Raw genomic sequence first — 23,967 nt, forward strand, 5'->3', positions numbered from 1 at the left:
CATACAAATATTATCCTTTATTTGATATATTTTTAGTGCAATTTTAAAAATAAGGAGAAAAAATGTTTAGTTTAAGAACTTTAAAATACGATATTAAAGACTTTTCAGGCTTTTTAAGTGAGGAAACTTTTAATTACCACTATTCAAAACATCATCAAACTTATGTGAATAATTTAAATAATTTAATTAAAGGAAGTGAGTTTGAGGGTAAGGATTTAGTAAGCATAATTAGGGGCTCTAAAGATGGTATTTTCAATAATGCTGCGCAGGTTTATAACCACGATTTTTACTTTGATTGCATTGCACCTAGCAAAGATGTAGGGGCGATGAGCGATGAGCTAAAGGCGGCTATTGAAAGAGATTTTGGCACCTGTGAGAAGTTTAAAGATGAGTTTATAAAAGGTGCTACAGGACTTTTTGGTAGTGGGTGGTTTTGGCTTGTGCTAAACCTTGATAGTAAGAAATTAGAGCTTGTAAAAACACAAAATGCACAAACTCCAATCGTAGAAAATAAGGTGCCTTTGCTTGTGGTTGATGTGTGGGAGCATGCTTATTATGTTGATTATAGAAACGCTAGAGCTGGTTATTTAGAGAAATTTTATGAGCATATTTGTTGGCATTTTGTGTCGGCTTGTTATGAATGGGCGTTAAAAGAAGGTATGAATTCTGTTAGCTTTTATGCTAATGAGTTACATAACAATAAGTAAATATTATATAAAAATGGGTGCTATATTTTACAAATATACGCCCATTTATGAAATATATTTTTCTTTGAAAAATCTGCACTTAATTGGTAAATGCGTTCTTGCTTAGAAAATACACACTTGATTAATAGTAAAAAATCGTTATAAATGTAGTTAAATATTATAAAAAAACCTTGTAAAAATTGTGCAAGGTGTGGCAGGGTTAAAACCTGCTAAAAGACCTTGCATATAAGTATTTAAAATCTTTATTGATAATACTACTTCATTTAACGGGCAAAAATTATTAAGTGGAAACTTCTCAAACAAAGAATTCCAAATCGGTGCATATTCAAACGAAACAGTAAAAGCAAGTATTGGTGCAACAACATCAGATAAAATCGGCTTAACAAGATTTGAAACAGGACATAATGTACGCCAAAGCGACCTAGCAATAGGTGGAGATAAAGTAACAGTTACTTTTAAAAATGTTGATGGAATTAATGATTTTACTTTTGAACCAGTAAGTATAGTTGATGGTAACAATATTAAAGCAGGTAATGGTTTAGGTGTTTTAGCTGAAGCTATTAATAAATCTAGCGATAAAACAGGTATTAAAGCTTCTTTAACAGCTCAAACAGTTTTTGCACAACCAATTAAAGCAGGAACAACACTTGAAGGCTTTTCAATCAACGGTGTTACAATAGGTTCAATAGAAGTAAAAGACAAAGATGGAAACGGTGCTTTAAGGTCTGCAATTAATGCCGTTAAAGACCAAACAGGAGTAGAAGCATCAGTTGATAGCAAAGGTAGATTAGTATTAAACAACCGTGATGGTCGTGGTATTAAGATTACTGATGGTGTTGATAAGAGTAATTTAGATGTTACAAAACAAACAGGTGATAAAGATATAACAGATGGTCGTGTAGCAGATAAACATTTACTATATACAACAAAAGGTGATAATAAAGCAGCTGATACAGGTAATGCAAAACTTGGTAATGGTCAAGTAGCAGTTGATTTGGGTGCAGTTGATACTTGGAAAGGCGATGGAGTAACTGGTACAGCAGGAAATGGTAATAAAGGTTCAATTTTAAATGAAAATAATAAATTTGAAGATGTACAAAAAGCACATTATGAACAAGATGCAAGAATTGCAAAAGATGGTTATGATCAAGCTAAAGGTAAAGTAGCAGAAGATGGTAAGGTAACATTAACAGATTTAGCTGCAAAAGCTATCGGTGCATTAAATTTAGCTAATGCTAAACAAGGACCTACTGGTCCAAATGAAGGCGCAGAACCTAGTGGTATATTAGAAGAAGCTAAAGTTGCTTTAGCTGCAGTTAAAACAGAACATGCTAGCGTAGCTGATGCAAATGCTAAAATAGATGCTGCAATAAATGCAATGTCAAAAATAGTTGATAGTGCTGCAGGTAAAACTATGGCAGATAATGAAGGGGAAAATGGTATTGTCGCATACGCTGCATTAAATTTCTTAAAAGGTTTAAAAGAAGGTTTAAATGAGCCTAATAGAAGTGGTTTAACTGATATTATTGGTTTAACTGATGAAAATAAAACTAATTTTGGAAGATTAAGCCTTAGCTCAAATAACGGAAGAGACATAGTTGTACAAGCAACAACTTCAGTTGTAGGTGCAGATGGAAAATTAAAAGAAATTGATGTTACAAGTGCTTTAGGCTTTGATAAAAATGTTGTAGAAAAAACAATATCTTTAAGAGAAACAAACGCAACTATTTCTAAAGAAGACGCAGACGCAATGGGCTTTAACACAGAAGAATGGCAAGCAGGAGAGAGTGGCGACAACCAAAATGGTTACGCTGCAGGTGTAATGACCTTAAAAGGAGCAATGGCAATGATGAACATAGCAGAAAACGCTATTAAAGCACTAGAAGCTGTAAGAAGCGACCTTGGTTCTGTTCAAAACCAATTAGTTTCTACAATCAATAACATTAGCGTAACTCAAGTTAATGTTAAATCAGCAGAAAGCCAAATAAGAGACCTAGACTTTGCTAGTGAAAGTTCTAACTTTAGTAAGCAACAAATCCTAGCTCAAAGTGGTGTTTATGCGTTAAGCCAATCAAATGCAGTTCAACAAAATGTTATGAAGTTGTTACAATAGTAAAAGAATATAATCTTAGCTTAGTAACAAAAGCTTATAATGTTAGCTTAGTAACAAAAGCTTATAATGTTAGCTTAGTAACAAAAGCTTATAATCTTATCTTAGAAGTTAGCCTAAAGCTAACTTCTTTTTGTTTTATTATATCCCCACATCACAACCATCAACAACCCCACGCAACCATTTTTGTTTTTCTAAATTCTTTTAATTTTCTTTTGCTTTTTTTAACTTTATTTACACTGTTTTTAATTCTTTTTAATTTTTTTATTTCTTTTTATTTCTTTTTGTTTCTTTTAACTTTTTCAATTCTTTTTATTTCTTTTCAATTTTTTAGCTTTCTTTTACTTTTTCTAAACTTTTTTCGCTTTCTTATTTACCCCCCCCCAACCAAAAAACAATCAACAACCCTAACTACAAGCTTAAATAAAACTTAATTTAATGTATCTTTAAGCTATTAATTAAAACACAAGATTAATTTTGTAGTATTTAGAGAAGTTAGGAAAGCTCTTTTAATGTCTTTTTATTTTCTTATCTACCCCCACCACCTACCTTCAAGCTATCAACTACAAACTTAAATAAAACTTAATTTAATGTATTTTTAAGTTTGTAGTAAAAAGTACAAGATTAAAATTGTAATATTTATAGAAATTGCAGAAACCACCAATATTTAACCCTACAATATAAAAAAGCATTTTTAAAAACTATCTAATCACTCAAAATATTTATAACCCCAACACCATTTTTATCACAACAAATCATCATTCAACCCTACCAATTTTCAGTCCCACTGCCACCAACAATCAATCCTTACTCTACTTATCAATACTCTAAAATATTTTTACACTATCCAACCACTCAAACTTTACCCCCCCCCAAAAAAACAATCAACAACACTAACTACAAGCTTAAATAAAACTGAATTTAATGTATCTTTAAGCTAAATTATCAATTCTTCTTATTTATATTACAATCTAAGTTAAAAAATACTAATTCCCACTAATAAAATAACTAAAGCAACAAAATATAGAAAAACACCCCCTAATAAATATCTAATTTTATTTGTTATCAACCAAGCTAACTATAAAAACCAACTAACTACTACTAACAATATTACTTAATTTTTACAATCAAATTAAGTATTTTTATTTTACATATTCATTAATCCTTAAACTCCCAACTACAAACTTAAATAAAACTTAATTTAATACAATATTAAGTTTATAGTAAAAAAACATAAGATTAAAATTGCATCATTTAGGGAAATTCTTTTAAATTTTTTAGTTTATTTTGCTTTTTTAAATTCTTTTGATTTTCTTTTAGTCTCTTTTGTTTTCTTTTGCTTTTTTAACTTTATTTACACTGTTTTCAATTCTTTTTAATTTCTTTTACTTTTTCTAAACTCTTTTTGCTTTCTTATTTGTCCCCTAACTAAAAATCACTATTCCATCCCCACCACCAAAAAAAACAATCAACAACCCTAACTATAAGCTTAAATAAAACTGAATTTAATGTATTTTTAAGTTTATAGTAAAAATATGTGATTAAAATTACAGCACTATACGAAGATTACGAAGATTACGAAGATTACGAAGATTACGAAGATTACGAAGATTACGAAGATTACGAAGATTACGAAGATTACGAAGATTACGAAGATTGCAGCTTAAATAAAACTTAATTTAATGTGTTCTTAAGTTTGCAGTAAAAAGCACAAGATTAAATTAGCAGTATTACTAAGGTTTGGAATAGTTGGAATAGTTGTAAGAGTTAGAAGAAAGCAACTTCAATCAAACCTAACTTAATATATTTATAAGTTTATTATTTGTTATTATGTATTTTTACTAAATGTTATTATCTTTATTTATTTATCTTACTTACTAACACAAAAAAAGCATCTTTAAAAGTACTAAATAATCAACTTTAATTAGTAATCTTAAAGCTTAAAAAAAGCTAAAAAGTTATGTATTAAAATATAAGCTAAAGCTATAAAAGTATTTATACATAATAATTTAAAACCAAGTACTTATTTTAATTTCTTGCACAAAAAGTAAAAAGATAAATTATTTTTTACAAGGAGTTATTATGAAAAAAGGTTTTACAATGATTGAACTAATCTTTGTTATTGTTATTTTAGGTATATTAGCTGCTGTGGCTATTCCTAAGATTAATGCTACTAGAGATGATGCGGAGAAGGTTAAGTCAGCTCAAAATATTGTTACTTTAATTGGGGATTTAGGGTCTTATTATACGGCTCAGGGGGAATTTGCATCAGCTAAAAAATTAAATGAGTTAACAAATGTGGCTTTAAATACTGTAACTGGTTTAACAGGTCAATTAAAGATTGGCTCAGATAGTGATTGTTTAAAGATTAAGGTTGATTCTGCAAATGGTAAAGTTACTTTTACAGGTAAAGCTTCTGCAAGTAAAGCATGCACTGAAACTTTACAGTTAGAGACAGTTAAAGCAGCTTTTGGAGGGAAAGATTTAGTTACCGAAACAGATCATAAAGCTGAAATTGATTATGCTGCTTCAAGCGTAAATTTTAATTTTTAATAAATAACACTAACCCAGTTTATACTGGGTTATAAAACAAAGGAGAAAATATGAAAACTTTAACAAAAAATGACTTTATCCAAAAATGGCAAAAAGACTTTGAATTATTATATGATGATGGTAAATTAGGAATTGTTGTAGCTGATTATACTGATGGTTTAGGTCAAGGTAGAGATATTGGCTTATTTTGGTCAAATACTAAGCACGATAATGATAGCATACCTTATCCAACTGCTGGCGGTAATAAAAATATTGCTCCAATAAGAATTAGTCGTAAATTTACTTTAGCTATATTAAAAGAAATAATTGCTGATAAATTTTGCTTAAATCCATCAAGAGTAAAAGAACTTATTGCTTTATATAAAAACGACCTTAATATTAATCCTGAAGTAGAGAATGTATAGTTTTTATACATTTTTTACAATTTAAGTAATATACAAAGTGAAAATACACAATTTTTACTTCAATTTATTTTGTTATATAATTATTTATAATCTTATTTAAAAATTTCATATAAACACATACTTGCTAATATATTTGTATATTTTTTTATTTTTTTTATTTTCCTAGTGCTGTAAATTTAATCTTGTGTTTTAACTATTGTCTTAAAAATACATTAAATTCAGTTTTATTTAAGCTGCCATCTTCTCTAACATCTGCAACTTCTCTAACATCTGCAACTTCTCTAACATCTGCAACTTCTCTAACATCTGCAACTTCTCTAACTTCTCTAGCTTTCTAGTACTATAAAATTAATCTCATACTTTTTACTATTAGTTTAAAAATAAATTAAATTCAGTTTTATTTAAGCTGCTAACTTCTTCATTTTCTTCATTTTCTTCATTTTCTTCATTTTCTTCATTTTCTTCATTTTCTTCATTTTCTTCATTTTCTTCATTTTCTTCATTTTCTTCATTTTCTTCATTTTATTCATTTTATTCATTTTATTCATTTTCCTAGTACTGTAAATTTATTCTTGTGTTTTAACTATTGTCTTAAAAATACATTAAATTCAGTTTTATTTAAGCTGCACCCTTCCAACCCTTCCAACTATTCCAAATCTTCGTAATACTGCTAATTTAATCTTGTGCTTTAATTACTAGCTTAAAAATATATTAAATTAAGTTTTATTTAAGTTTATGGTTGGGATTTTGATGAGTGAGAGATGATGATTTGTTGTATTGTATAGGGAGTGGTAAAAACTGATGAGATGTAGTGTAAGAATGATTGCTTGTGTATTAGATAAAGTATTGATAAGTAGAGTAAAGATTGATGGTTGTTCAGGGTTGAATGATTGGCGGTTTCTGCAATTTCCCTAAATGATGCAATTTTAATCTTATGTTTTTTTACTATAAACTTAATATTGTATTAAATTAAGTTTTATTTAAGTTTGTAGTTGGGAGTTTAAGGATTAATGAATATGTAAAATAAAAATACTTAATTTGATTGTAAAAATTAAGTAATATTGTTAGTAGTAGTTAGTTGGTTTTTATAGTTAGCTTGGTTGATAACAAATAAAATTAGATATTTATTAGGGGGTGTTTTTCTATATTTTGTTGCTTTAGTTATTTTATTAGTGGGAATTAGTATTTTTTAACTTAGATTGTAATATAAATAAGAAGAATTGATAATTTAGCTTAAAGATACATTAAATTCAGTTTTATTTAAGCTTGTAGTTGGAGTTGTTGATTGTTTTTTGGTTGAGGGGGGGGGTAATGAGCTAAGTTGTGTGTTTGTTTTAATGTTTAAAAAGTGTAAGTAAAAAGGTAGTTTTTAGGCTACCTTTTTGTTTTTGTTTTTATTAGAAATCTAATTTAACACCTGAAGCTGAATAGTCGATTGTGTGAGTATTTGCGCCACTATCTGTTAAATCTTTATTACCAAAAGCTGCTTTTACTGTTGATAATTTTAAAGTTTCTTCACAAGCTTTACTAGGTGAAGTTGTTTTTCCTGTAAAAGTAACTTTACCATTTGCAGAATCAACCTTAATTGTTAAACAATTATCATCTTTACCGATTTTTAATTTTGCAGTATCTTTAGCGGTGCTACTAAAAGCCACATTAGTCATTTTTGCAAAATCAATATCAGTACCACCAGTCTTAGTAGCAAATTTCCCCTGAGCCGTATAATAAGACCCTAAATCCCCAATTAAAGTAACAATATTTTGAGCTGACTTAACCTTCTCCGCATCATCTCTAGTAGCATTAATCTTAGGAATAGCCACAGCAGCTAATATACCTAAAATAACAATAACAAAGATTAGTTCAATCATTGTAAAACCTTTTTTCATAATAACTCCTTGTAAAAAATAATTTATCTTTTTACTTTTTGTGCAAGAAATTAAAATAAGTACTTGGTTTTAAATTATTATGTATAAATACTTTTATAGCTTTAGCTTATATTTTAATACATAACTTTTTAGCTTTTTTTAAGCTTTAAGATTACTAATTAAAGTTGATTATTTAGTACTTTTAAAGATGCTTTTTTTGTGTTAATAAGTAAGATAAATAAATAAAGATAATAACATTTAGTAAAAATACATAATAACAAATAATAAACTTATAAATATATTAAGTTAGGTTTGATTGAAGCTTGTAGTTGATAGCTTGAAGGTAGGTGGTGGGTAGTTGTTTTTTTTTTTTGGGGGGGGGGATATAATAAAACAAAAAGAAGTTAGCTTTAGGCTAACTTCTAAGATAAGATTATAAGCTTTTGTTACTAAGATAACATTATAAGCTTTTGTTACTAAGCTAACATTATCAGCTTTTGTTACTAAGCTAACATTATCAGCTTTTGTTACTAAGCTAAGATTATATTCTTTTACTATTGTAACAACTTCATAACATTTTGTTGAACTGCATTTGATTGGCTTAACGCATAAACACCACTTTGAGCTAGGATTTGTTGCTTACTAAAGTTAGAACTTTCACTAGCAAAGTCTAGGTCTCTTATTTGGCTTTCTGCTGATTTAACATTAACTTGAGTTACGCTAATGTTATTGATTGTAGAAACTAATTGGTTTTGAACAGAACCAAGGTCGCTTCTTACAGCTTCTAGTGCTTTAATAGCGTTTTCTGCTATGTTCATCATTGCCATTGCTCCTTTTAAGGTCATTACACCTGCAGCGTAACCATTTTGGTTGTCGCCACTCTCTCCTGCTTGCCATTCTTCTGTGTTAAAGCCCATTGCGTCTGCGTCTTCTTTAGAAATAGTTGCGTTTGTTTCTCTTAAAGATATTGTTTTTTCTACAACATTTTTATCAAAGCCTAAAGCACTTGTAACATCAATTTCTTTTAATTTTCCATCTGCACCTACAACTGAAGTTGTTGCTTGTACAACTATGTCTCTTCCGTTATTTGAGCTAAGGCTTAATCTTCCAAAATTAGTTTTATTTTCATCAGTTAAACCAATAATATCAGTTAAACCACTTCTATTAGGCTCGTTTATGCTTTCTTTTACACCTTTTAAGAATTGTATAAATGAATGAGCTACCATAGCATCTTCACCTTCAGTAGTTGCCATAGTTTTACCTGCAGCACTATCAACTATTTTTGACATTGCATTTATTGCAGCATCTATTTTAGCATTTGCATCAGCTACGCTAGCATGTTCTGTTTTAACTGCAGCTAAAGCAACTTTAGCTTCTTCTAATATACCACTAGGTTCTGCGCCTTCATTTGGACCAGTAGGTCCTTGTTTAGCATTAGCTAAATTTAATGCACCGATAGCTTTTGCAGCTAAATCTGTTAATGTTACCTTACCATCTTCTGCTACTTTACCTTTAGCTTGATCATAACCATCTTTTGCAATTCTTGCATCTTGTTCATAATGTGCTTTTTGTACATCTTCAAATTTATTATTTTCATTTAAAATTGAACCTTTATTACCATTTCCTGCTGTACCAGTTACTCCATCGCCTTTCCAAGTATCAACTGCACCCAAATCAACTGCTACTTGACCATTACCAAGTTTTGCATTACCTGTATCAGCTGCTTTATTATCACCTTTTGTTGTATATAGTAAATGTTTATCTGCTACACGACCATTTGTTATATCTTTATCACCTGTTTGTTTTGTAACATCTAAATTACTCTTATCAACACCATCAGTAATCTTAATACCACGACCATCACGGTTGTTTAATACTAATCTACCTTTGCTATCAACTGATGCTTCTACTCCTGTTTGGTCTTTAACGGCATTAATTGCAGACCTTAAAGCACCGTTTCCATCTTTGTCTTTTACTTCTATTGAACCTATTGTAACACCGTTGATTGAAAAGCCTTCAAGTGTTGTTCCTGCTTTAATTGGTTGTGCAAAAACTGTTTGAGCTGTTAAAGAAGCTTTAATACCTGTTTTATCGCTAGATTTATTAATAGCTTCAGCTAAAACACCTAAACCATTACCTGCTTTAATATTGTTACCATCAACTATACTTACTGGTTCAAAAGTAAAATCATTAATTCCATCAACATTTTTAAAAGTAACTGTTACTTTATCTCCACCTATTGCTAGGTCGCTTTGGCGTACATTATGTCCTGTTTCAAATCTTGTTAAGCCGATTTTATCTGATGTTGTTGCACCAATACTTGCTTTTACTGTTTCGTTTGAATATGCACCGATTTGGAATTCTTTGTTTGAGAAGTTTCCACTTAATAATTTTTGCCCGTTAAATGAAGTAGTATTATCAATAAAGATTTTAAATACTTATATGCAAGGTTTTTTAGCAGGTTTTAGCCCTGCCACACCTTGCACAATTTTTACAAGGTTTTTTTATAAAAAAAGTAAAACTTATATTTAAATAAAAATAATTTTATAATTTGTTTAGAGAAGTTTATATTTATGCTAGTAAAATGTAATTTGAAGGAGAAAATATGGAATTTTTATTAACACATTATGATTATGTAAAGTGGTTACACTACTTGGCGTTTATTTCTTGGATGGCGGAGCTTTTTTATCTACCTAGATTATTTGTTTATCATGCAGAAAATAATGATAACAAAGATTTTGTAAAAGTTATAAAAATTCAAGAAGATAAATTATTTTATTTCATTGGGCAACCTGCCTTTATAGTTACTTTGCTAACAGGTGCTTTAATGTTATTTTTAAATCCAACTTTGTTTTCTTTAGGTTATATTCATTTAAAGTTACTTAGTGTTGTGTTACTTATAATTTATCATTTTGATAACTTAAGACATCTTAAAAACTTAAAAAATGATAAATCTAATAAAAGCGGTAAATTTTTTAGATTTTATAATGAAGTGCCAACTATAATTATGATTAGTATAATTACTGCAATGATTTTAAGACCATTTTAAAAAAATTTGCAAGCAATTAAGCTTGCAAAATATTAATCACAAAGAACTTTTACTTCTACTCTTCTTGATTTAGCGTAGTCTTTTTTGTCTTTTGTATTTGTTTCGCCACTTGCGATTGATTTTATTTTATTAGCATCAAAACCTGCTTGAACTAGGATATTTTTTACTGCATCTGCACGGCGTTTTGATAATTTTTCATTATATTTTGCATTTCCGCTTGGGTCTGCATAGCCATACACAGAAATGTTATACTCTTGTTAGTTAGCTTTTGAAACTAAGTATTTTAAATTTTCATTATATTTTGGTTCCACATTAGCTTTATTAACCGCAAAATATACATATTCGGTTGGTAAATCATAACATGCTTGTTTGATTTCTTCAACGCTTGGCACTACTTCTTCTTTAACTTCTTGTTTTACTTCTTCTTTAACTTCTTGTTTTACTTCTTCTTGTACAGGAAGAACGCTTTTTTTATTAGTATCAAAGTTAAATACAAAACCTAAAGTACTAATTAAATGATGGTTTGCTCTATTGAATGCTAGTTCATCTCTAACTTCTGCTCTTAAGCCAAAATAATCACTAATTTTATATTTTAATCCAAGACCATAGTGTCCAAAGCCACCATTTTTGTTGCCGTAAAGATTTTTTCCAAAGTTTTCATAACCAGCACCAATTAAACCATATAAATCAAACTTGCTATCGCCTAAAGAAAAAGGTAATAATAAGTTTAAAAATCCACGATGAACATTAAAGCTTGATGATGAGTTTTTAAATTTTGCTTTTGCAAATTCGTAGCCTAATTCTGTTCCTACATATTCATACATTTGTCCGATACGAATTCCGTAATTTGCTTTAGATTTTAAATCTAAATTACCTTCAGGAACAACCCAACCAATTGTAGGTGTGATTTCTAACCCACTAAAATTTTGTGCATATAAAGCACTTGAGCAGCATAAAGCTGCTAGTGCATAACTTAATTTTTTCATAATTCCCCCAAAAAATAAATTAACGTTTAGAAAATTGTGGTTTTCTTCTTGCTTTGCGGCGACCGTATTTTTTACGCTCAACTACACGGCTATCTCTTGTTAATAAGCCTTGTGGTTTTAATAAAGCTCTAAAATCAGCACTCATTGCAGCTAATGCTCTTGAAATACCGTGTCTTAAAGCTTCTGCTTGTGCGTTATAACCACCACCTAAAGTTGTAGCTGTAATATCAACTAATTGCTCTTGCTTTGTTACTAATAAAGGCTGAACAACTTTTAACTTAATAGCTTCGTGTCCGCCTAACCAAGTATTTAAATCACTGCCATTTACTATAATCTTACCACTTCCTGCTTTTACCCATACTTTAGCAATAGCGGTTTTTCTTTTACCTGTTGCGTAAAATTTTTCCATATTATTTTCCTTTTACTTGTGCTGTATGAGGATGCTCGCTACCTGCATAAACTTTTAACTTTTTAAGCATTGCACGACCTAAAGTAGTTTTAGGAAGCATACCACGAACTGCTAATTTGTATAATTTAGCTGGATTTTTTTCTAATAAATCACCGAATTTTTCACTTTTTGTACTTCCAAAATAGCCTGAATGGCGATGATATAGCTTATCTTCAGCTTTATTTGTACCTGTAAAGTCTGCTTTAGATGCGTTGATTATTACAACGAAATCTCCACAATCAACATTTGGTGTATAGCAAGGTTTATGCTTGCCTTTTAAAATTGTTGCAACTTCTGTTAAAAGACGACCAAAACGCTTACCTTCAGCGTCTAGCACAATCCAATCTCTTTTAACTTCTGTTGGCTTTGTAATCTTTGTCATTTTAATACCTTTGCCAATGAATTTAATAAAAGCGGTGATTATATGATTTTTAGCTTAAAATTTACTTAATTTAAGCTAACTTTAATTTTACTCAGTAAAAAATTGCTGAGTAAAATTATACTTTTTTTATTTGAAAATCATTGTTTTCGTAAAAAATAACATAAGAAGAAATAGTAGAATTTGGGTATTGTTTTTTTATAAATTCTTCATAATTTTTTATTTGTTTTTCATATTCTTTTTTAAAGAATGAGCTTTTGTAATCAATTATATTTATTTGTTCGTTGTTAATTGCTAATAAGTCTATTCTACTTACTTTTCCTTGATGAAGGTAATTGCTTTCTTTTATTAAATAGCTATTTTTTATTAGTTGCAAAAAATCTTTATTTAAAAGTAGTTTGTTACATAAGATATTTAATTTATTTTTATCAACTTGAGTAAATTTATTGCATACAATTTCAAAGCATTTATCATAACTATCTTGTGTAAAATCGCTTAATTCACAAAAATAGTGAAAGGCATTTCCAAGCATAATTTCATCTGAGTAAAATTGTTTTGTTGTTATGTTTTGTAGTGGAATGTTGTTTTTAAATTCATATTGTTTTTCTTGTGTTATTTGTTTGTTATTTTCTATTTTATAAGTAAGTAAATCATCGCTTAAAATTTCATCTTCAATTGCTTCATAATTGATATTATTTAAACCTGCACCTTTTTCTAAAATTATACAAAGTGAAGATATTGCCCTTGTGTAAGCGACATAATAAGTATTTATTTCATCTAAAATTTTTGTATTTTCATAAAGTTGAATTTTTTCTAAATAATCTTTTTGATATTTTTTTCTAAGTTCTAAGTTTTCTTTTTTTTCTTTTTTAAAGCCATACCAAGTTGCGTTTTTAAAATCGTATTCAATTTTTAAGCCAGTATCGTGAAGTGCTTTTTTATCAATATGAATACAAATTAAATGTTCAAACTGCAAACCCTTACTTTTGTGTATGGTCATAATGTTTAAACCATTGTTATCTTTATTGCTGGTTTTAGTAGTGTTTTTGTTATAAAGCGTACTTAAAAAATCACTACAATTGCTAATATCATTTAAAAATTCTAAAATGTATTCATCTTTTTGTATATTTAAATGCTCAATAATTTCATTGTATATTTCATAAGCATTTTTTCTTATATCTATTTTGATTTTTTCATAACTTTTATTTAAAACTGATTTAACAAAAAAAGAATATATTTCATCTTCAAAAATACAATATTTAGCAAACTCAATAAGCACTCTAACACTCATTTTTGAGACTAGTAAGGTGCTGTTATTTACATTTGTGTTTATATTGTGTGAGTTTAAAAATTCAGCTATTTCATTTGCATTTTTATTATCTCTTGTAAGAATGCAAATATCTTCTAAATTTACATTATTTTTTAACAAAGAAATAAGCTTTTTATAAGTATCAATTAGATAATCTTCAGTAAATATTTTACTTACCTTTCCTTCTTCGTTGCTTGCTGTAAGTTGAGGATAATATTCATCATAAAGCTTACTAAAAGTATTATTTACAAAGCTTACTATTGCTTTTTTGCTACGATAATTTGTATCAAGATTTTGTAATGTTATATTATATGCTGGATTTTTATAAAATAAATCAAATACTTCTTGTTTAGCACCTCTAAAAGAGTAAATAGATTGTTTTTTATCTCCTACATAAAAAAAACTTTTTTCTTTGTCGTTAATGCCAATGCCTGATACTATTTCTTCTACAATTGGTTTAATAATTTCGTATTGAATTACTGATGTATCTTGAAATTCATCAATTAATAAATGAGATAAATTAGAATTTAATCTAAAATAAAACAATTCTTTTAAATCTTTGTTTTGCAATATTTTATGCACATATAAAGCAACATCGCTAAAGCTTAAAATATTTTCTTCTTTATGAATTTTTTTTGCAATTTGAGTGAATTTGTCAAGATAAGAAAAGCAATGGTTTAATTGTTCTTGCTCTAAGTAAGCATAATAATTTGCAACGCTTTTTGATAATTCGTTATGATAAGTAGCAAAAATTTCATTTTCTAAAGCTTTAAGTAGGTTTTTCTTTGTTGTATCAAGAATAGAGCTTTTTAAAAGTTCGTTTAAAGAATTAATTTCATTTAGCCATTCATCAACTTTTTTATTAATATTGAATAAATATTGTTTAATATTTAAAAAAACTTCATAGGGATTTACAAAAGTAATTTTTGTTATATTTTTTTTACCTGTATAGTTTAAATATAAATTTTCAAGCCAGTTTAAAAAATCATCTAAACTCATATTAAAATTTTTTAAATCTTTTATAAGTTGCACTGCTTCTTGATGATTTAATGAATTTATAAATTCTTTTTTGATATCTAAATAATCAATTAATTCGCTATCTACACTAAGTCCTTCGTAGCTTGCAAATAATCTTAAAATTTTAGAAAAAAAGCTATCAAAGGTATAAATTCTAAGCTCATCTTCTTTAAAATTTTTTAAATATTTGTTGCGTAGTTTGAGAATTTCTTCTTTATTTAGTTTTAACAATTGTTCTAATTGTTTTAATTCGGCTTCTTTATTCTCTAAGTTTAAAAATACATTTGTAATACGCTCTTTCATCTCATTTACAGCTTTTTTTGTGAATGTTAAAGCTACGATGTCGTTTATATTGACGTTATTTAAAACAAGAGCAATGTAACGAACACTTAATGTAAAAGTTTTACCACTTCCTGCACTTGCTAATAAGGCTATGTGTTTCATTTTGCATCCTTTTTGTTTATTATTAAATGATAGTAACCATAGGAATTTTCAGCTTTATTTAAAATAAAACCTTGTTCTTTAATATCATTTATATTTTGAATAATTTCATCTGCTAGTTTTTTAATATTTTTACATTCGTAAATGCTTTGTTTTATATCTTTTAGATAAATAAGGGTGTTGTTTAGCTCAAAATTATCTAAAAGTAGGGTATAAAATGCTAGTTGCTTTTCGTGATTTTTATTTGAGCTTGGTTTTTGTGTGGTTTTATAATCAATTATACTCTCATCGCTAAGTCTATCAATTATACCGTAAGCGTTAATATTGGCGATTTTTGAGTATATTTTTTCTTCACATTTTGCATTTGAGGATTTAGCTTGAATATAGGCTTTTATTTCATCTAAGTTATTGTAAATTAAGGCAAAATCAATAGGGCTTAATAAATCTTTTAATTTATCGCTAAAATCTTTTTTAAGATTAGTAAAATCAGCATTTTCAAAAAAACTATGTACTAATTGCCCAATACTTGCCTTATCATTATTTTCTAAACTTCTTGGTTCGTTTAATTTTTTAATATATTTTAAATAATATTCATAAGGTGAATTTAAATAAGTATTTAATCTTGAAAAGCTAAGCTCATTTTCAAAAAAATTATGATTTTTTATTTCATTTTCATCAATTTGCAATAATTCATCATTTGCTTTTATGTTGCCATTTTTTGCATTTAAAAATGATGATATTAGGTCTTTTGTATTTACTTTTTCTTCTATTAATTTGTAATCTTTTAGCATTCTTGCTGGGCTTTTTTCTTCATTTTCTATGTATAAAACAAAGACTTCTTTGGCGTTAAAAAGCTCTTTGTAATAATGCCTTTGTAAATTTTCTCTATCTTGGTAACTGATTAAACCTGCCTTTGTGCGAACGGTGTTGTTTAAAAACATTTCATTTATACTTCTTTGTGGTATCAAATCATCGTTAAAATCAAGTACAATAGCTACATCAAGCTCTAATCCACGACTTTCTAAAAGCCCTAAAACACTTACATCTCCGCCATTTTTATGAGATATTTTAATATTATTTATATCAAGTAAATTTATAATTTCACTTGCACTTAGCTTAAATTCGTTATTTAAAAGCAAGATATCATTCATTCTATTTTTAAGAATTTCTTTTATTTCATCATCTTGACTAAGGCTTAAAATTTGCTCTTTAAGCTCGTTTAAATCGTTAAAATTCAAGCTTTTTTTCTTGGTTTTTAGTAGTTTTTCTTGAATTTTATTTTTAGATAATTCGTATTCACAATCGTTCATAATTGCATCAATTTTTTGTGCAATTTCATTTGAATGTAGCCCGCTTGCAATGTTTAAATAATTATAAATATCTAGTGCTTTTAAAGGCATTGCTTGTTTTTCATCTGGCAAAATTATTGCTATATTTTTATTGCTGTCATAGTGTTTTGAGACTAAATGAAGTGCGTAAATATATTGATAAAGAGCTGATGAAAATGAAAAAGTTTTTAAAGTATTATTATATTTTATAGCTTGTTTTTGCTCTATTTGCCAAGTTTTATCAAAGCTTAGTGTGTAGGAAAAATTTTCTTCAAAATCAATATTAAATGATTTTGTTAAAATATTTTTATTGTAATTGCTTATGTTTATTATGATTTTAACTTCAAGTAACTTTGATAAATCTTGAAAAAATTCAAGCTCGTATTTTTTTATAAAACCGTTTAGCAAAAAGGATATTTTACTGTATTGTTTTAGTAAAAAATGATTTGGTAAAAGCCTTGTGAGTGTGATTTCATCAACTAAATTAAGCTTGTTTAATTCATCTTTGTAATGTTTTAAGCATTCTTCTAAGATATCTAAATATTCATCAAAAAAACTGTATATATCATTGTTTCTTAAATCATCTATGCTTACTTTTTGAGTAGCTAGTTCGCTAAAAAAAGAAAATAAGTATTCTTTATTTTTTAAAAAGGATAAAAAATCGCTTGAAAAGTTAAGCTTATTATAGTTTTTTGTTTTTGCACAAGCTTTATTCATTGCTATTATTTGCTCTATTTGACTAGCTCTTTTTTTATCGCAAAGTGCGTAATCATTTAAGAATTCTTGAATGCTAATTGTATTTGCAAAAAAGCCTTCTGTTTTTAGATTTTTTATATATTCTTTAATTTGCCTTAAATTAGAAAAAATTAATAATTCTTTTTTATACATAATAATCCTTTAACTAAAGGCTTTAATTTTATTAAATAAAATTAACTTTTACAACTAGCACCTTTTTTAAATACCTCTGCTTAATCATTTTTTAAATCAGGTTTTTTTAAATTATCATTTTTTGATTTTTTAGGCTTTTATCCATTTGCCAAGCATTCCAGCCGCCATCATAAACATAAATATTTTCCCAATCATCAAAAAGTCAGTACTAACTCTTTAGCCAGCACCACAATAAAATGTTAGGAATTTCTCCTGCTGTTTTAATATAATTATAAGCACTTTTGAAGCTATTATAATAAGCATTAGTTTTTGTATTTGTTATTGAGTACTTATAACATTTACATTATCAGCGTTAAAAAATAAACTTTAAAAAATAATAGAAAAAACAATTCCAATAAAAAATGTACTCATTAACTAATGACCTAAATTGAATTTTTATTATTTTAATGCAAAAAAGCAGCCTTATTTATTAGATGAACATTGTTTTTTACAAAATTCAATTTTGTAAAACTTACTCGTATCATCATTTAAGCTTAATTGTAAAAGCAGGTTCCATCTACCTTCTGCAAGCTCTTTTGTATTAAGAATAATTGAATTATTTTTAAGTTCTAAATTTAAGTTTGCATCTTCTTTTTTTGTGTGTGGTCTTGTTAATTTAGCCTTTATTTTTATATCATCATTACTTGTTTTTAGATTTTGTAAAGTTATATTTAAACTATCATCAACTATGTAGGCTTTTTTGTAATTTACCTTTAATTTTGTTGATGGATTTGTTATTTGTAAATTATAATACTTATCAAAATTTGCAGCTTTTTGCTTTAATTCTTCATAATTTCTTTCAACATCTTGATATGGCATAAAAAAGCTCTCATCATTATCAGCAGGATAATCTAGCGACAAATACACTGTATAAATTGCAGCAATTATGTTTAAAATAATTGCACCTATTATTATGTATGGCCATGAGCTTTTTTTCTTCATTTATTTCCTTTTTTTATTTTTTTAAGTATGAATTTTATTAATACTAAAAGCAAAATAAAATAAAATGCAAATCTTAAAATACTAATAAAATTATCATTTGCATCACCAAAAGAATTTTCTAATTTTACCCCTTTAAAATCAGCAATAATATCGCATAGTTGGCTAAAACCATTGATAATAGCAGCATTTATAGTATCGCTACCTTTTGGCTGTGTTAGCAAAGGTAAAATAGTACCTTGAGTTGGTAAAAATCCATATTTAAGATAATAAAAATCACTAACAGAGCTAAAATTAAGTTTTAAGTCACTTTTAACAAGCAATCTTTTATCTTTTAAACTAATGATTATAAAAGCATAATCTTTTTCATCTTTTATTTTATTAAGTAATTCTTGTAAGTTTTCTTTGTCGCTTATTAATAAATCAGCTTTTATTTTTGTTTTTGAATATAATTCATCTTTTAAAATTTGAATTTCATTTAAAACCTTAGTGCTTAAAAGCTCTTGCCCTTGTAAAACAAGAGCAAGAATAAAAATTATTAAGTATCTCATCCAATACCTAAGTGATTTGGAGTAAGAACAGCCCAAGCAGTAACTATGGCTAAAACAATCATACCTATAACTAAGATAGGTTCAAAAATCTTAGAATTCATTTTACATCCTTTCTAAAATCATCTAAAGATTTACTTTCACGCATTTTAACTTGTTCAATATTTTCTAATTTGTAAGGTTTTCTAATTTGTTCTTGTTGAACATTTAAGCCCCAAATTGTAAGCCCTACTAAGATTGATAATAATAATACAGTAGCAATTAACATACCTGTAATGCCGTGAATGCTAAAAACGCTTCTATTTTGATTATCCATTTTTTACTCCTTTGATAAGGTGCTAACATAGCGGCTTAAAGCGTCTATTTGATTAGCACTTAAAGCGTGAATAAAGCTAGGCATTCTTCCTATAACTTTTACACTAGCATCGCTAGGTGCATCTTTTCCGCTTCTTAAAACATTTGCAATAAATTCAGCTTTTCCATATACATTTAAAGCAGGTGCTACATCTTCAATACCTTCAGCATTATCTCCGTGGCATGAAGCACAGTTTTCAGCAAATAATTCTTTGCCTTTTTCATTGCCTTTAACAATAAATTCTGCAATTAATTTTGCATCTTCACCCTCAACTAAACCAGCAGGCATTTCACCATATCCTAAACCAGTTGAACCGTGTTCTAGAGTATTTAAAATTCCATCAACACTGCCCCAAACTGTTAAATCTTGAGCTTTTCCATTAATTCCATCTCCTGTTAAACCGTGACAAGGAGCGCAGTGAAGAGTGAATAATCTTTCTCCCATTTGTATTTTTTTATCATCATCTAAGCTAGAATATTTTGCATCATATTTTGCATTAAATTCTTGAACGCTTTCATTGTATTCACCTATTGATGAATATTTATTTAAAGGGTAACCTATTAAAAAATACCATAAAGCAAATAAAATTAAAAGCACAAACATTAAAGCCCAACCTAGTGGAAGTGGGTTTTTATATTCTCCAATTCCATCCCAAGTGTGTTCTGCAAGTTCTGCATTTGATTTATTTTTTTTCATTTGATTAAAGGCATTACCTGCAACTATAAACACTGTTAATACTATTACAATAGCACCAATTATTGAGAGTAAATTGACATTATCAGACAAATTAAACCAATTCATTTTGCTCTCCTTTCAAGTAATTCAGAATCTAAATCATCATTTAGTGCAAGATTTGCATATTTTTCATAATCTTTTTTTCCACTTTTTTGTGTTTTATAAAGATGAAAAATATAAGCATAAAGCACAATTGTTAAAAAGAAAATAAGGAAAAAATAAAAATGTCCTTGAAGTTGTGCAAATTCATCAAAACTCATTTTATACTCCTTATTTTAAGCTGTTTAAATAAGCTATTAAAGCAACAATTTCTTTTATTTCACAATTACTTGCTGATGGGTCTTTTTTGCAAGGTTCAAACGCAGCTTTAACGCTTGCATCATTCATTGCATCTACTATTGGTGTAGCTTGTTCAACCATCATTTTTAAAGCTTCTTCATAACTGCCTAGCTTTGTTTGTCCTTCTTCATCATAAGGAACATTAAATACTTTTTTTACCGTTAATGCTTCAGCGTAAGCTGTTTGTAAATCTGCATCTTTATTAAATAAATGCGGATAGCTTGGCATAATTGAATTTGGTACAACGCTTGTAGGCAATTTCATATGGTTTTCATGCCAATCTGTAGTTCTATAATTTCCTACACGCATTAAATCAGGACCTGTTCTTTTTGAACCCCATAAAAATGGTCTATCATAAGCATATTCACCACTTTTTGAATATTCACCATATCTATCAGTTTCAGCCTTAAATGGGCGAATTAATTGTGAGTGACAAGCATTACAACTTTCTTTTATATAAACTTGTCTTCCAGCGATTTCTAAAGCAGTGTATGGTTTGCGATTTTCAATAGGTCTTGCATTAGGTGCAAATGCAGGTAAAATTTCAACCAAACCAGCATAAGCAATTACTACAAATACAAAAACTGCAAAAAAGAAAGGATTTTTTTCTAACCAACTAAACATATTTTACCTCCTTAAGCTTGCATTGGAGAAGCTGATTTTGGCTCAACTTCAATACTTCTGTTTGAAGTAATTGACTTATAAATATTGTAAGCGAACATAAAAAATCCGATTAAATATAATAAACCACCAATAGCCTTAATCCAATAATATGGTTTAAGCGCATCTACTGTATCCATAAAGCTATAAAGCAAGGTTCCATTATCATCAACTGCACGCCACATCATACCTTGTGTAATACCTGCAATCCACATTGATGAGAAGTAAAATACAATACCAATTGTTTGAATCCAAAATTGCATTTCCATAATTTTTTTAGAATAAATTTCTTTTTTAAATACTCTTGGAGTCATATGATAAAGTGCTGCCATAGTCATAAATCCTACCCAGCCAAGTGTTCCATCATGAACATGCCCTGGAATCCAGTCTGTAAAGTGTGCTAAAGCATTGATTGATTTTACTGATTGAATTGAGCCTTCAAGAGTTGAGAACATATAAAATGTTGATGCAAAAATCATAAATTTAATCAACGGACTTTCTTTTAATTGGTGCCATTCACCTTTCATTGTTAGCAAGATATTTATTGCTGAACCCCAAGAAGGTAAGATTAATACAACAGAAAATATTGAACCCATTGTTTGCATCCAATCAGGCACAGTTGAGTAAATTAAATGGTGTCCGCCTGCCCATAAATAAATAAACATTAAAGACCAGAATGAAAATAATGATAATTTATAAGAAAAGATTGGCTGACCACTTTCTTTTGGAAGAAAATAATATATTTCTGCAATAATAGCAACAGTAAATACGAAAGCAACAGCATTATGCCCCCACCACCATTGAATTAAAGCATCATTACTTCCTGCATACATTGATACTGAATGTAGCCAAGAACCCATACCTGTAACTAATCTAGTAGGCACTTCCATATTGTTGAATAAATAAAGCATTGCAACACCTAAGAAAGTTGCTATGTAATACCAAATAGAAATGTATAAGCTTTTTTCACGGCGAATTCCAATAAGACCAAAAATTCCCATTCCCCATAATACCCAAATAACTACAACAGCTATATCAAAAGGCCATTCAAGTTCAGCGTATTCTTTTGAGGTTGTAACACCTGCAAATAAGCTTACAACTGCTAATAAAATAGTAATCATAAAGATAACAAAATGTGCTTTACCTAAAAACATTAAGAGTTTTGATTCACGCATAGATACCTTTAAAACTCTTTGTCCTACATAATACCAAGTAGCCCAAATACCTGAAAGCATAAAACCATAAACAACCCCATTTGTATGAAGCGGTCTTAATCTTCCAAACTTTGAATATTCTCCAGCAAAATCGTTAAGGCTTGGTTCAGCTAATTGAAATGCTATTAAAGTCCCAATCCCCATACCGATAATACCAAAGACAATACATGCGAACATAAACCATTTAGCTATGGTGTAATCATAGCTAATGTGCTGTGATGGATTTGCCATTGCCTCTCCTTAAATTAAAATAAAATTGACGGATTAATTATAGACTATAAAAAAATAAATTATCCTTAAAGTTGAAACTTTTTTGTAATTTTTTACAATATTGAGTAAAAAATAGTGTTTTATTTGTAAAAGAATAAATTATTTATTAGATTATTTGTGTAACATTTTTTTAATAAAAATAAGGATGAAAACATGAAAAATATAGTTTTAAAGGTTGTAATTTTACTTGTTTTATTTGCATTTTTTGCTTATAAAGTTTATTTTTCTTTTGATTTTGTAAAACAAATATATAAAAGCAGTGGAATAATATGTTTAGCATTGTTTTTTACAAGTGCTATTTTTAATTATTTTTCGCATTATTGGGCAAAATTTTTAGGTAAAAGTGCTTTTTTGTTTGCTCTTATTCATTTTTTAAATTTTATTATTGTTGATAATCAGTTATTTTTTGCTGATATATATAAAAATCTTTTAAAATATAATAATTTATTAGGTTTTTTTGCTTTTATTATTATGCTATCTTTATTTTATTTAAGTAAAAAATTTGTATTTTTAGCAAAATATGCTTTATTATTAGCAAGTTTGCATTATTATTTTAGTGTAAAAATTCCACAATTTTGGCATTATTTTGCACTTGTTGCAGCTTTAATTTTACTTATTAATTGGAGAAAAAATGATATTCGCAAAAATGGATTATTTAAATAATATACCTTTAAATTATTTTTTAAAATCATCTTCTTTGCCAAGCTATGTAAAAAAAACATTAGATTATAAAAAAGATGTACCTGCAAAATTAAATAAAGCTTTAGAAAGAAGAAAAATTGATGCAGCAATTATATCTAGCATTAAAAGTTCTCATAAAAAATATAAGAATTTAAATATTGGTATTTGTGCTAATAAAAAAGTTTTAAGTGTTTTAGTTGATACAAAAGAACAAAGTTCTTTGGATATAGAAAGTGCTACTTCAAATGCGCTTGCAAAGGTATTAAAGCAAAAAGGTAAAGTTATTATGGGGGATAAGGCATTAAAATATTATTTAGATTCAGAAAATAAAGAACATTTAGTAGATTTATGCCAAGAATGGTATAAAAAAACATCATTGCCTTTTATGTTTGCAAGATTTTCATACACAAAATGCAATAAAAAAACACTATCTTTATTAAAGTTATTTATTAAAAAAAATACTTTTAAAAATCAAAGAGTAAAAATACCAAATTATATTTTAGATTATTATTCAAAAAGCAGGAAAATTCACAAAAAAGATATTAAAAAATATCTAGAACTTATCTATTATAAAATAGGTAAAAAAGAATTAAAAGCCTTTAGATTGTATGAAAAATACAATAAATATTATTCTTAAAAATATTATTAGAGATATTTTTTCTCTTTTTATTTGTAATTAAATTTCACTAATATTTTGTTTCAT

At 27.8% G+C, this 23,967-nt stretch carries 23 protein-coding genes and 4 pseudogenes; 10 read left to right on the top strand and 17 right to left on the bottom strand.

Annotated features, from left to right (window positions below):
* Positions 1-62 precede the first annotated feature (62 nt).
* Positions 63-707 carry a superoxide dismutase gene (locus CCANL266_RS01690; RefSeq protein WP_172230457.1) on the top strand — a complete coding sequence of 215 codons (645 nt, stop codon included), beginning with the start codon at positions 63-65 and terminating at the stop codon, positions 705-707.
* Positions 708-857: 150 nt separating this feature from the next.
* Here CCANL266_RS01690 and CCANL266_RS09765 read toward each other — a convergent pair whose 3' ends face one another.
* The gene (locus CCANL266_RS09765) at positions 858-1,226 is read right to left on the bottom strand and encodes a hypothetical protein (protein ID WP_425321180.1); all 369 of its coding nucleotides are present in this window, start codon (positions 1,224-1,226) and stop codon (positions 858-860) included.
* On the opposite strand from CCANL266_RS09765, the pseudogene CCANL266_RS09770 reads away from it, so the two are divergent.
* From CCANL266_RS09770 to CCANL266_RS01715, 5 genes and pseudogenes are all read left to right on the top strand, one after another.
* Positions 1,210-1,449, top strand: a pseudogene (locus tag CCANL266_RS09770) (flagellin hook IN motif-containing protein); the annotation flags it as partial. The gene CCANL266_RS09765 and the pseudogene CCANL266_RS09770 overlap by 17 nt on opposite strands.
* A gap of 1,071 nt (positions 1,450-2,520) precedes the next feature.
* A pseudogene (locus tag CCANL266_RS09500) lies at positions 2,521-2,820 on the top strand (flagellin); the annotation flags it as partial.
* A 1,534-nt stretch (positions 2,821-4,354) separates the two neighbouring features.
* Positions 4,355-4,495 carry a hypothetical protein gene (locus CCANL266_RS01705; RefSeq protein WP_172230460.1) on the top strand — a complete coding sequence of 47 codons (141 nt, stop codon included), beginning with the start codon at positions 4,355-4,357 and terminating at the stop codon, positions 4,493-4,495.
* 404 nt (positions 4,496-4,899) lie between these two features.
* On the top strand, positions 4,900-5,370 hold the full coding sequence (locus CCANL266_RS01710) for a type II secretion system protein (protein ID WP_172230451.1): 471 nt from the start codon (positions 4,900-4,902) through the stop codon (positions 5,368-5,370).
* Between the two features lie 50 nt (positions 5,371-5,420).
* The gene (locus CCANL266_RS01715) at positions 5,421-5,774 is read left to right on the top strand and encodes a hypothetical protein (protein ID WP_172230448.1); all 354 of its coding nucleotides are present in this window, start codon (positions 5,421-5,423) and stop codon (positions 5,772-5,774) included.
* Positions 5,775-7,171: 1,397 nt separating this feature from the next.
* Here CCANL266_RS01715 and CCANL266_RS01725 read toward each other — a convergent pair.
* The 3 genes and pseudogenes from CCANL266_RS01725 to CCANL266_RS09775 form a co-directional block, all read right to left on the bottom strand.
* On the bottom strand, positions 7,172-7,660 hold the full coding sequence (locus tag CCANL266_RS01725; protein ID WP_172230442.1) for a type II secretion system protein: 489 nt from the start codon (positions 7,658-7,660) through the stop codon (positions 7,172-7,174).
* 533 nt (positions 7,661-8,193) lie between these two features.
* Positions 8,194-8,493: pseudogene (locus tag CCANL266_RS09505) on the bottom strand (flagellin); the annotation flags it as partial.
* Between the two features lie 1,071 nt (positions 8,494-9,564).
* Positions 9,565-9,879, bottom strand: a pseudogene (locus CCANL266_RS09775) (flagellin hook IN motif-containing protein); the annotation flags it as partial.
* Between CCANL266_RS09775 and CCANL266_RS09780 the strand changes: the two are divergent.
* Both CCANL266_RS09780 and hemJ read left to right on the top strand, forming a co-directional pair.
* Positions 9,788-10,171, top strand: a complete 384-nt coding sequence (locus CCANL266_RS09780; RefSeq protein WP_425321181.1) for a hypothetical protein — start codon at positions 9,788-9,790, stop codon at positions 10,169-10,171. The pseudogene CCANL266_RS09775 and the gene CCANL266_RS09780 sit on opposite strands and share 92 nt — an antisense overlap.
* Positions 10,172-10,244: 73 nt before the next feature.
* Entirely contained in the window at positions 10,245-10,688 is a 444-nt protein-coding gene (gene hemJ / locus CCANL266_RS01740) for a protoporphyrinogen oxidase HemJ (RefSeq protein WP_172230463.1), read from the top strand.
* 32 nt (positions 10,689-10,720) lie between these two features.
* Here hemJ and CCANL266_RS01745 read toward each other — a convergent pair whose 3' ends face one another.
* The 13 genes from CCANL266_RS01745 to ccoN form a co-directional block, all read right to left on the bottom strand.
* On the bottom strand, positions 10,721-10,933 hold the full coding sequence (locus CCANL266_RS01745) for an OmpA family protein (RefSeq protein WP_342354096.1): 213 nt from the start codon (positions 10,931-10,933) through the stop codon (positions 10,721-10,723).
* A gap of 12 nt (positions 10,934-10,945) precedes the next feature.
* Positions 10,946-11,674: an outer membrane beta-barrel protein gene (locus CCANL266_RS01750; protein ID WP_172230469.1), complete on the bottom strand. Its 729-nt coding sequence runs from the start codon at positions 11,672-11,674 to the stop codon at positions 10,946-10,948.
* Between the two features lie 19 nt (positions 11,675-11,693).
* A complete protein-coding gene (rpsI, locus tag CCANL266_RS01755; protein ID WP_172230472.1) occupies positions 11,694-12,083 on the bottom strand; it encodes a 30S ribosomal protein S9 in 390 nt (129 codons plus the stop codon).
* Position 12,084: 1 nt separating this feature from the next.
* Positions 12,085-12,504: a 50S ribosomal protein L13 gene (rplM, locus tag CCANL266_RS01760; RefSeq protein ID WP_172230475.1), complete on the bottom strand. Its 420-nt coding sequence runs from the start codon at positions 12,502-12,504 to the stop codon at positions 12,085-12,087.
* A 115-nt stretch (positions 12,505-12,619) separates the two neighbouring features.
* Positions 12,620-15,271 carry a UvrD-helicase domain-containing protein gene (locus CCANL266_RS01765; RefSeq protein ID WP_172230478.1) on the bottom strand — a complete coding sequence of 884 codons (2,652 nt, stop codon included), beginning with the start codon at positions 15,269-15,271 and terminating at the stop codon, positions 12,620-12,622.
* A complete protein-coding gene (locus CCANL266_RS01770; RefSeq protein ID WP_172230481.1) occupies positions 15,268-17,484 on the bottom strand; it encodes a PD-(D/E)XK nuclease family protein in 2,217 nt (738 codons plus the stop codon). Before CCANL266_RS01770 ends, CCANL266_RS01765 begins: the two co-directional genes overlap by 4 nt.
* 462 nt (positions 17,485-17,946) lie before the next feature.
* Positions 17,947-18,465 (bottom strand): FixH family protein, encoded by a 519-nt coding sequence (locus CCANL266_RS01775; RefSeq protein WP_172230484.1) that lies wholly within the window; start codon positions 18,463-18,465, stop codon positions 17,947-17,949.
* On the bottom strand, positions 18,462-19,013 hold the full coding sequence (locus CCANL266_RS01780) for a hypothetical protein (RefSeq protein WP_172230487.1): 552 nt from the start codon (positions 19,011-19,013) through the stop codon (positions 18,462-18,464). The genes CCANL266_RS01775 and CCANL266_RS01780 overlap by 4 nt, the downstream gene beginning before the upstream one ends.
* A 97-nt stretch (positions 19,014-19,110) precedes the next feature.
* Positions 19,111-19,326, bottom strand: a complete 216-nt coding sequence (locus CCANL266_RS01785; RefSeq protein ID WP_172230490.1) for a DUF4006 family protein — start codon at positions 19,324-19,326, stop codon at positions 19,111-19,113.
* Between the two features lie 3 nt (positions 19,327-19,329).
* Positions 19,330-20,166, bottom strand: coding sequence for a c-type cytochrome (locus tag CCANL266_RS01790; RefSeq protein ID WP_172230492.1), 837 nt, complete (start codon positions 20,164-20,166; stop codon positions 19,330-19,332).
* Positions 20,163-20,360 (bottom strand): cytochrome c oxidase, cbb3-type, CcoQ subunit, encoded by a 198-nt coding sequence (locus CCANL266_RS01795; RefSeq protein ID WP_172230495.1) that lies wholly within the window; start codon positions 20,358-20,360, stop codon positions 20,163-20,165. The genes CCANL266_RS01790 and CCANL266_RS01795 overlap by 4 nt, the downstream gene beginning before the upstream one ends.
* Before the next feature lie 10 nt (positions 20,361-20,370).
* Positions 20,371-21,063 carry a cytochrome-c oxidase, cbb3-type subunit II gene (gene ccoO, locus CCANL266_RS01800; protein ID WP_172230498.1) on the bottom strand — a complete coding sequence of 231 codons (693 nt, stop codon included), beginning with the start codon at positions 21,061-21,063 and terminating at the stop codon, positions 20,371-20,373.
* A gap of 11 nt (positions 21,064-21,074) precedes the next feature.
* Entirely contained in the window at positions 21,075-22,544 is a 1,470-nt protein-coding gene (ccoN, locus tag CCANL266_RS01805; RefSeq protein WP_172230501.1) for a cytochrome-c oxidase, cbb3-type subunit I, read from the bottom strand.
* 192 nt (positions 22,545-22,736) lie between these two features.
* Between ccoN and CCANL266_RS01810 the strand changes: the two genes are divergently transcribed.
* Positions 22,737-23,246 (top strand): cytochrome b family protein, encoded by a 510-nt coding sequence (locus CCANL266_RS01810; RefSeq protein WP_172230504.1) that lies wholly within the window; start codon positions 22,737-22,739, stop codon positions 23,244-23,246.
* On the top strand, positions 23,215-23,901 hold the full coding sequence (locus CCANL266_RS01815; protein WP_172230507.1) for an MqnA/MqnD/SBP family protein: 687 nt from the start codon (positions 23,215-23,217) through the stop codon (positions 23,899-23,901). Before CCANL266_RS01810 ends, CCANL266_RS01815 begins: the two co-directional genes overlap by 32 nt.
* The last annotated feature ends 66 nt before the right edge of the window (positions 23,902-23,967 follow it).

It is taken from the genome of Campylobacter canadensis, assembly GCF_013177655.1.
Lineage (GTDB): Bacteria > Campylobacterota > Campylobacteria > Campylobacterales > Campylobacteraceae > Campylobacter_E > Campylobacter_E canadensis.

Excerpts from the sequence above, each read along its gene's own strand:
- hemJ (WP_172230463.1), top strand. The coding sequence starts at position 10,245 with ATGGAATTTTTATTAACACATTATGATTATGTAAAGTGGTTACACTAC.
- CCANL266_RS01780 (WP_172230487.1), bottom strand. The coding sequence starts at position 19,013 with ATGAGATACTTAATAATTTTTATTCTTGCTCTTGTTTTACAAGGGCAA.
- CCANL266_RS01765 (WP_172230478.1), bottom strand. The coding sequence starts at position 15,271 with ATGAAACACATAGCCTTATTAGCAAGTGCAGGAAGTGGTAAAACTTTT.
- CCANL266_RS01750 (WP_172230469.1), bottom strand. The coding sequence starts at position 11,674 with ATGAAAAAATTAAGTTATGCACTAGCAGCTTTATGCTGCTCAAGTGCT.
- CCANL266_RS01710 (WP_172230451.1), top strand. The coding sequence starts at position 4,900 with ATGAAAAAAGGTTTTACAATGATTGAACTAATCTTTGTTATTGTTATT.
- CCANL266_RS01775 (WP_172230484.1), bottom strand. The coding sequence starts at position 18,465 with ATGAAGAAAAAAAGCTCATGGCCATACATAATAATAGGTGCAATTATT.
- CCANL266_RS01770 (WP_172230481.1), bottom strand. The coding sequence starts at position 17,484 with ATGTATAAAAAAGAATTATTAATTTTTTCTAATTTAAGGCAAATTAAA.
- rplM (WP_172230475.1), bottom strand. The coding sequence starts at position 12,504 with ATGACAAAGATTACAAAGCCAACAGAAGTTAAAAGAGATTGGATTGTG.
- ccoN (WP_172230501.1), bottom strand. The coding sequence starts at position 22,544 with ATGGCAAATCCATCACAGCACATTAGCTATGATTACACCATAGCTAAA.
- CCANL266_RS01785 (WP_172230490.1), bottom strand. The coding sequence starts at position 19,326 with ATGGATAATCAAAATAGAAGCGTTTTTAGCATTCACGGCATTACAGGT.
- rpsI (WP_172230472.1), bottom strand. The coding sequence starts at position 12,083 with ATGGAAAAATTTTACGCAACAGGTAAAAGAAAAACCGCTATTGCTAAA.
- CCANL266_RS01795 (WP_172230495.1), bottom strand. The coding sequence starts at position 20,360 with ATGAGTTTTGATGAATTTGCACAACTTCAAGGACATTTTTATTTTTTC.
- CCANL266_RS01690 (WP_172230457.1), top strand. The coding sequence starts at position 63 with ATGTTTAGTTTAAGAACTTTAAAATACGATATTAAAGACTTTTCAGGC.
- ccoO (WP_172230498.1), bottom strand. The coding sequence starts at position 21,063 with ATGTTTAGTTGGTTAGAAAAAAATCCTTTCTTTTTTGCAGTTTTTGTA.
- CCANL266_RS01815 (WP_172230507.1), top strand. The coding sequence starts at position 23,215 with ATGATATTCGCAAAAATGGATTATTTAAATAATATACCTTTAAATTAT.
- CCANL266_RS01790 (WP_172230492.1), bottom strand. The coding sequence starts at position 20,166 with ATGAATTGGTTTAATTTGTCTGATAATGTCAATTTACTCTCAATAATT.
- CCANL266_RS01725 (WP_172230442.1), bottom strand. The coding sequence starts at position 7,660 with ATGAAAAAAGGTTTTACAATGATTGAACTAATCTTTGTTATTGTTATT.
- CCANL266_RS01715 (WP_172230448.1), top strand. The coding sequence starts at position 5,421 with ATGAAAACTTTAACAAAAAATGACTTTATCCAAAAATGGCAAAAAGAC.
- CCANL266_RS01810 (WP_172230504.1), top strand. The coding sequence starts at position 22,737 with ATGAAAAATATAGTTTTAAAGGTTGTAATTTTACTTGTTTTATTTGCA.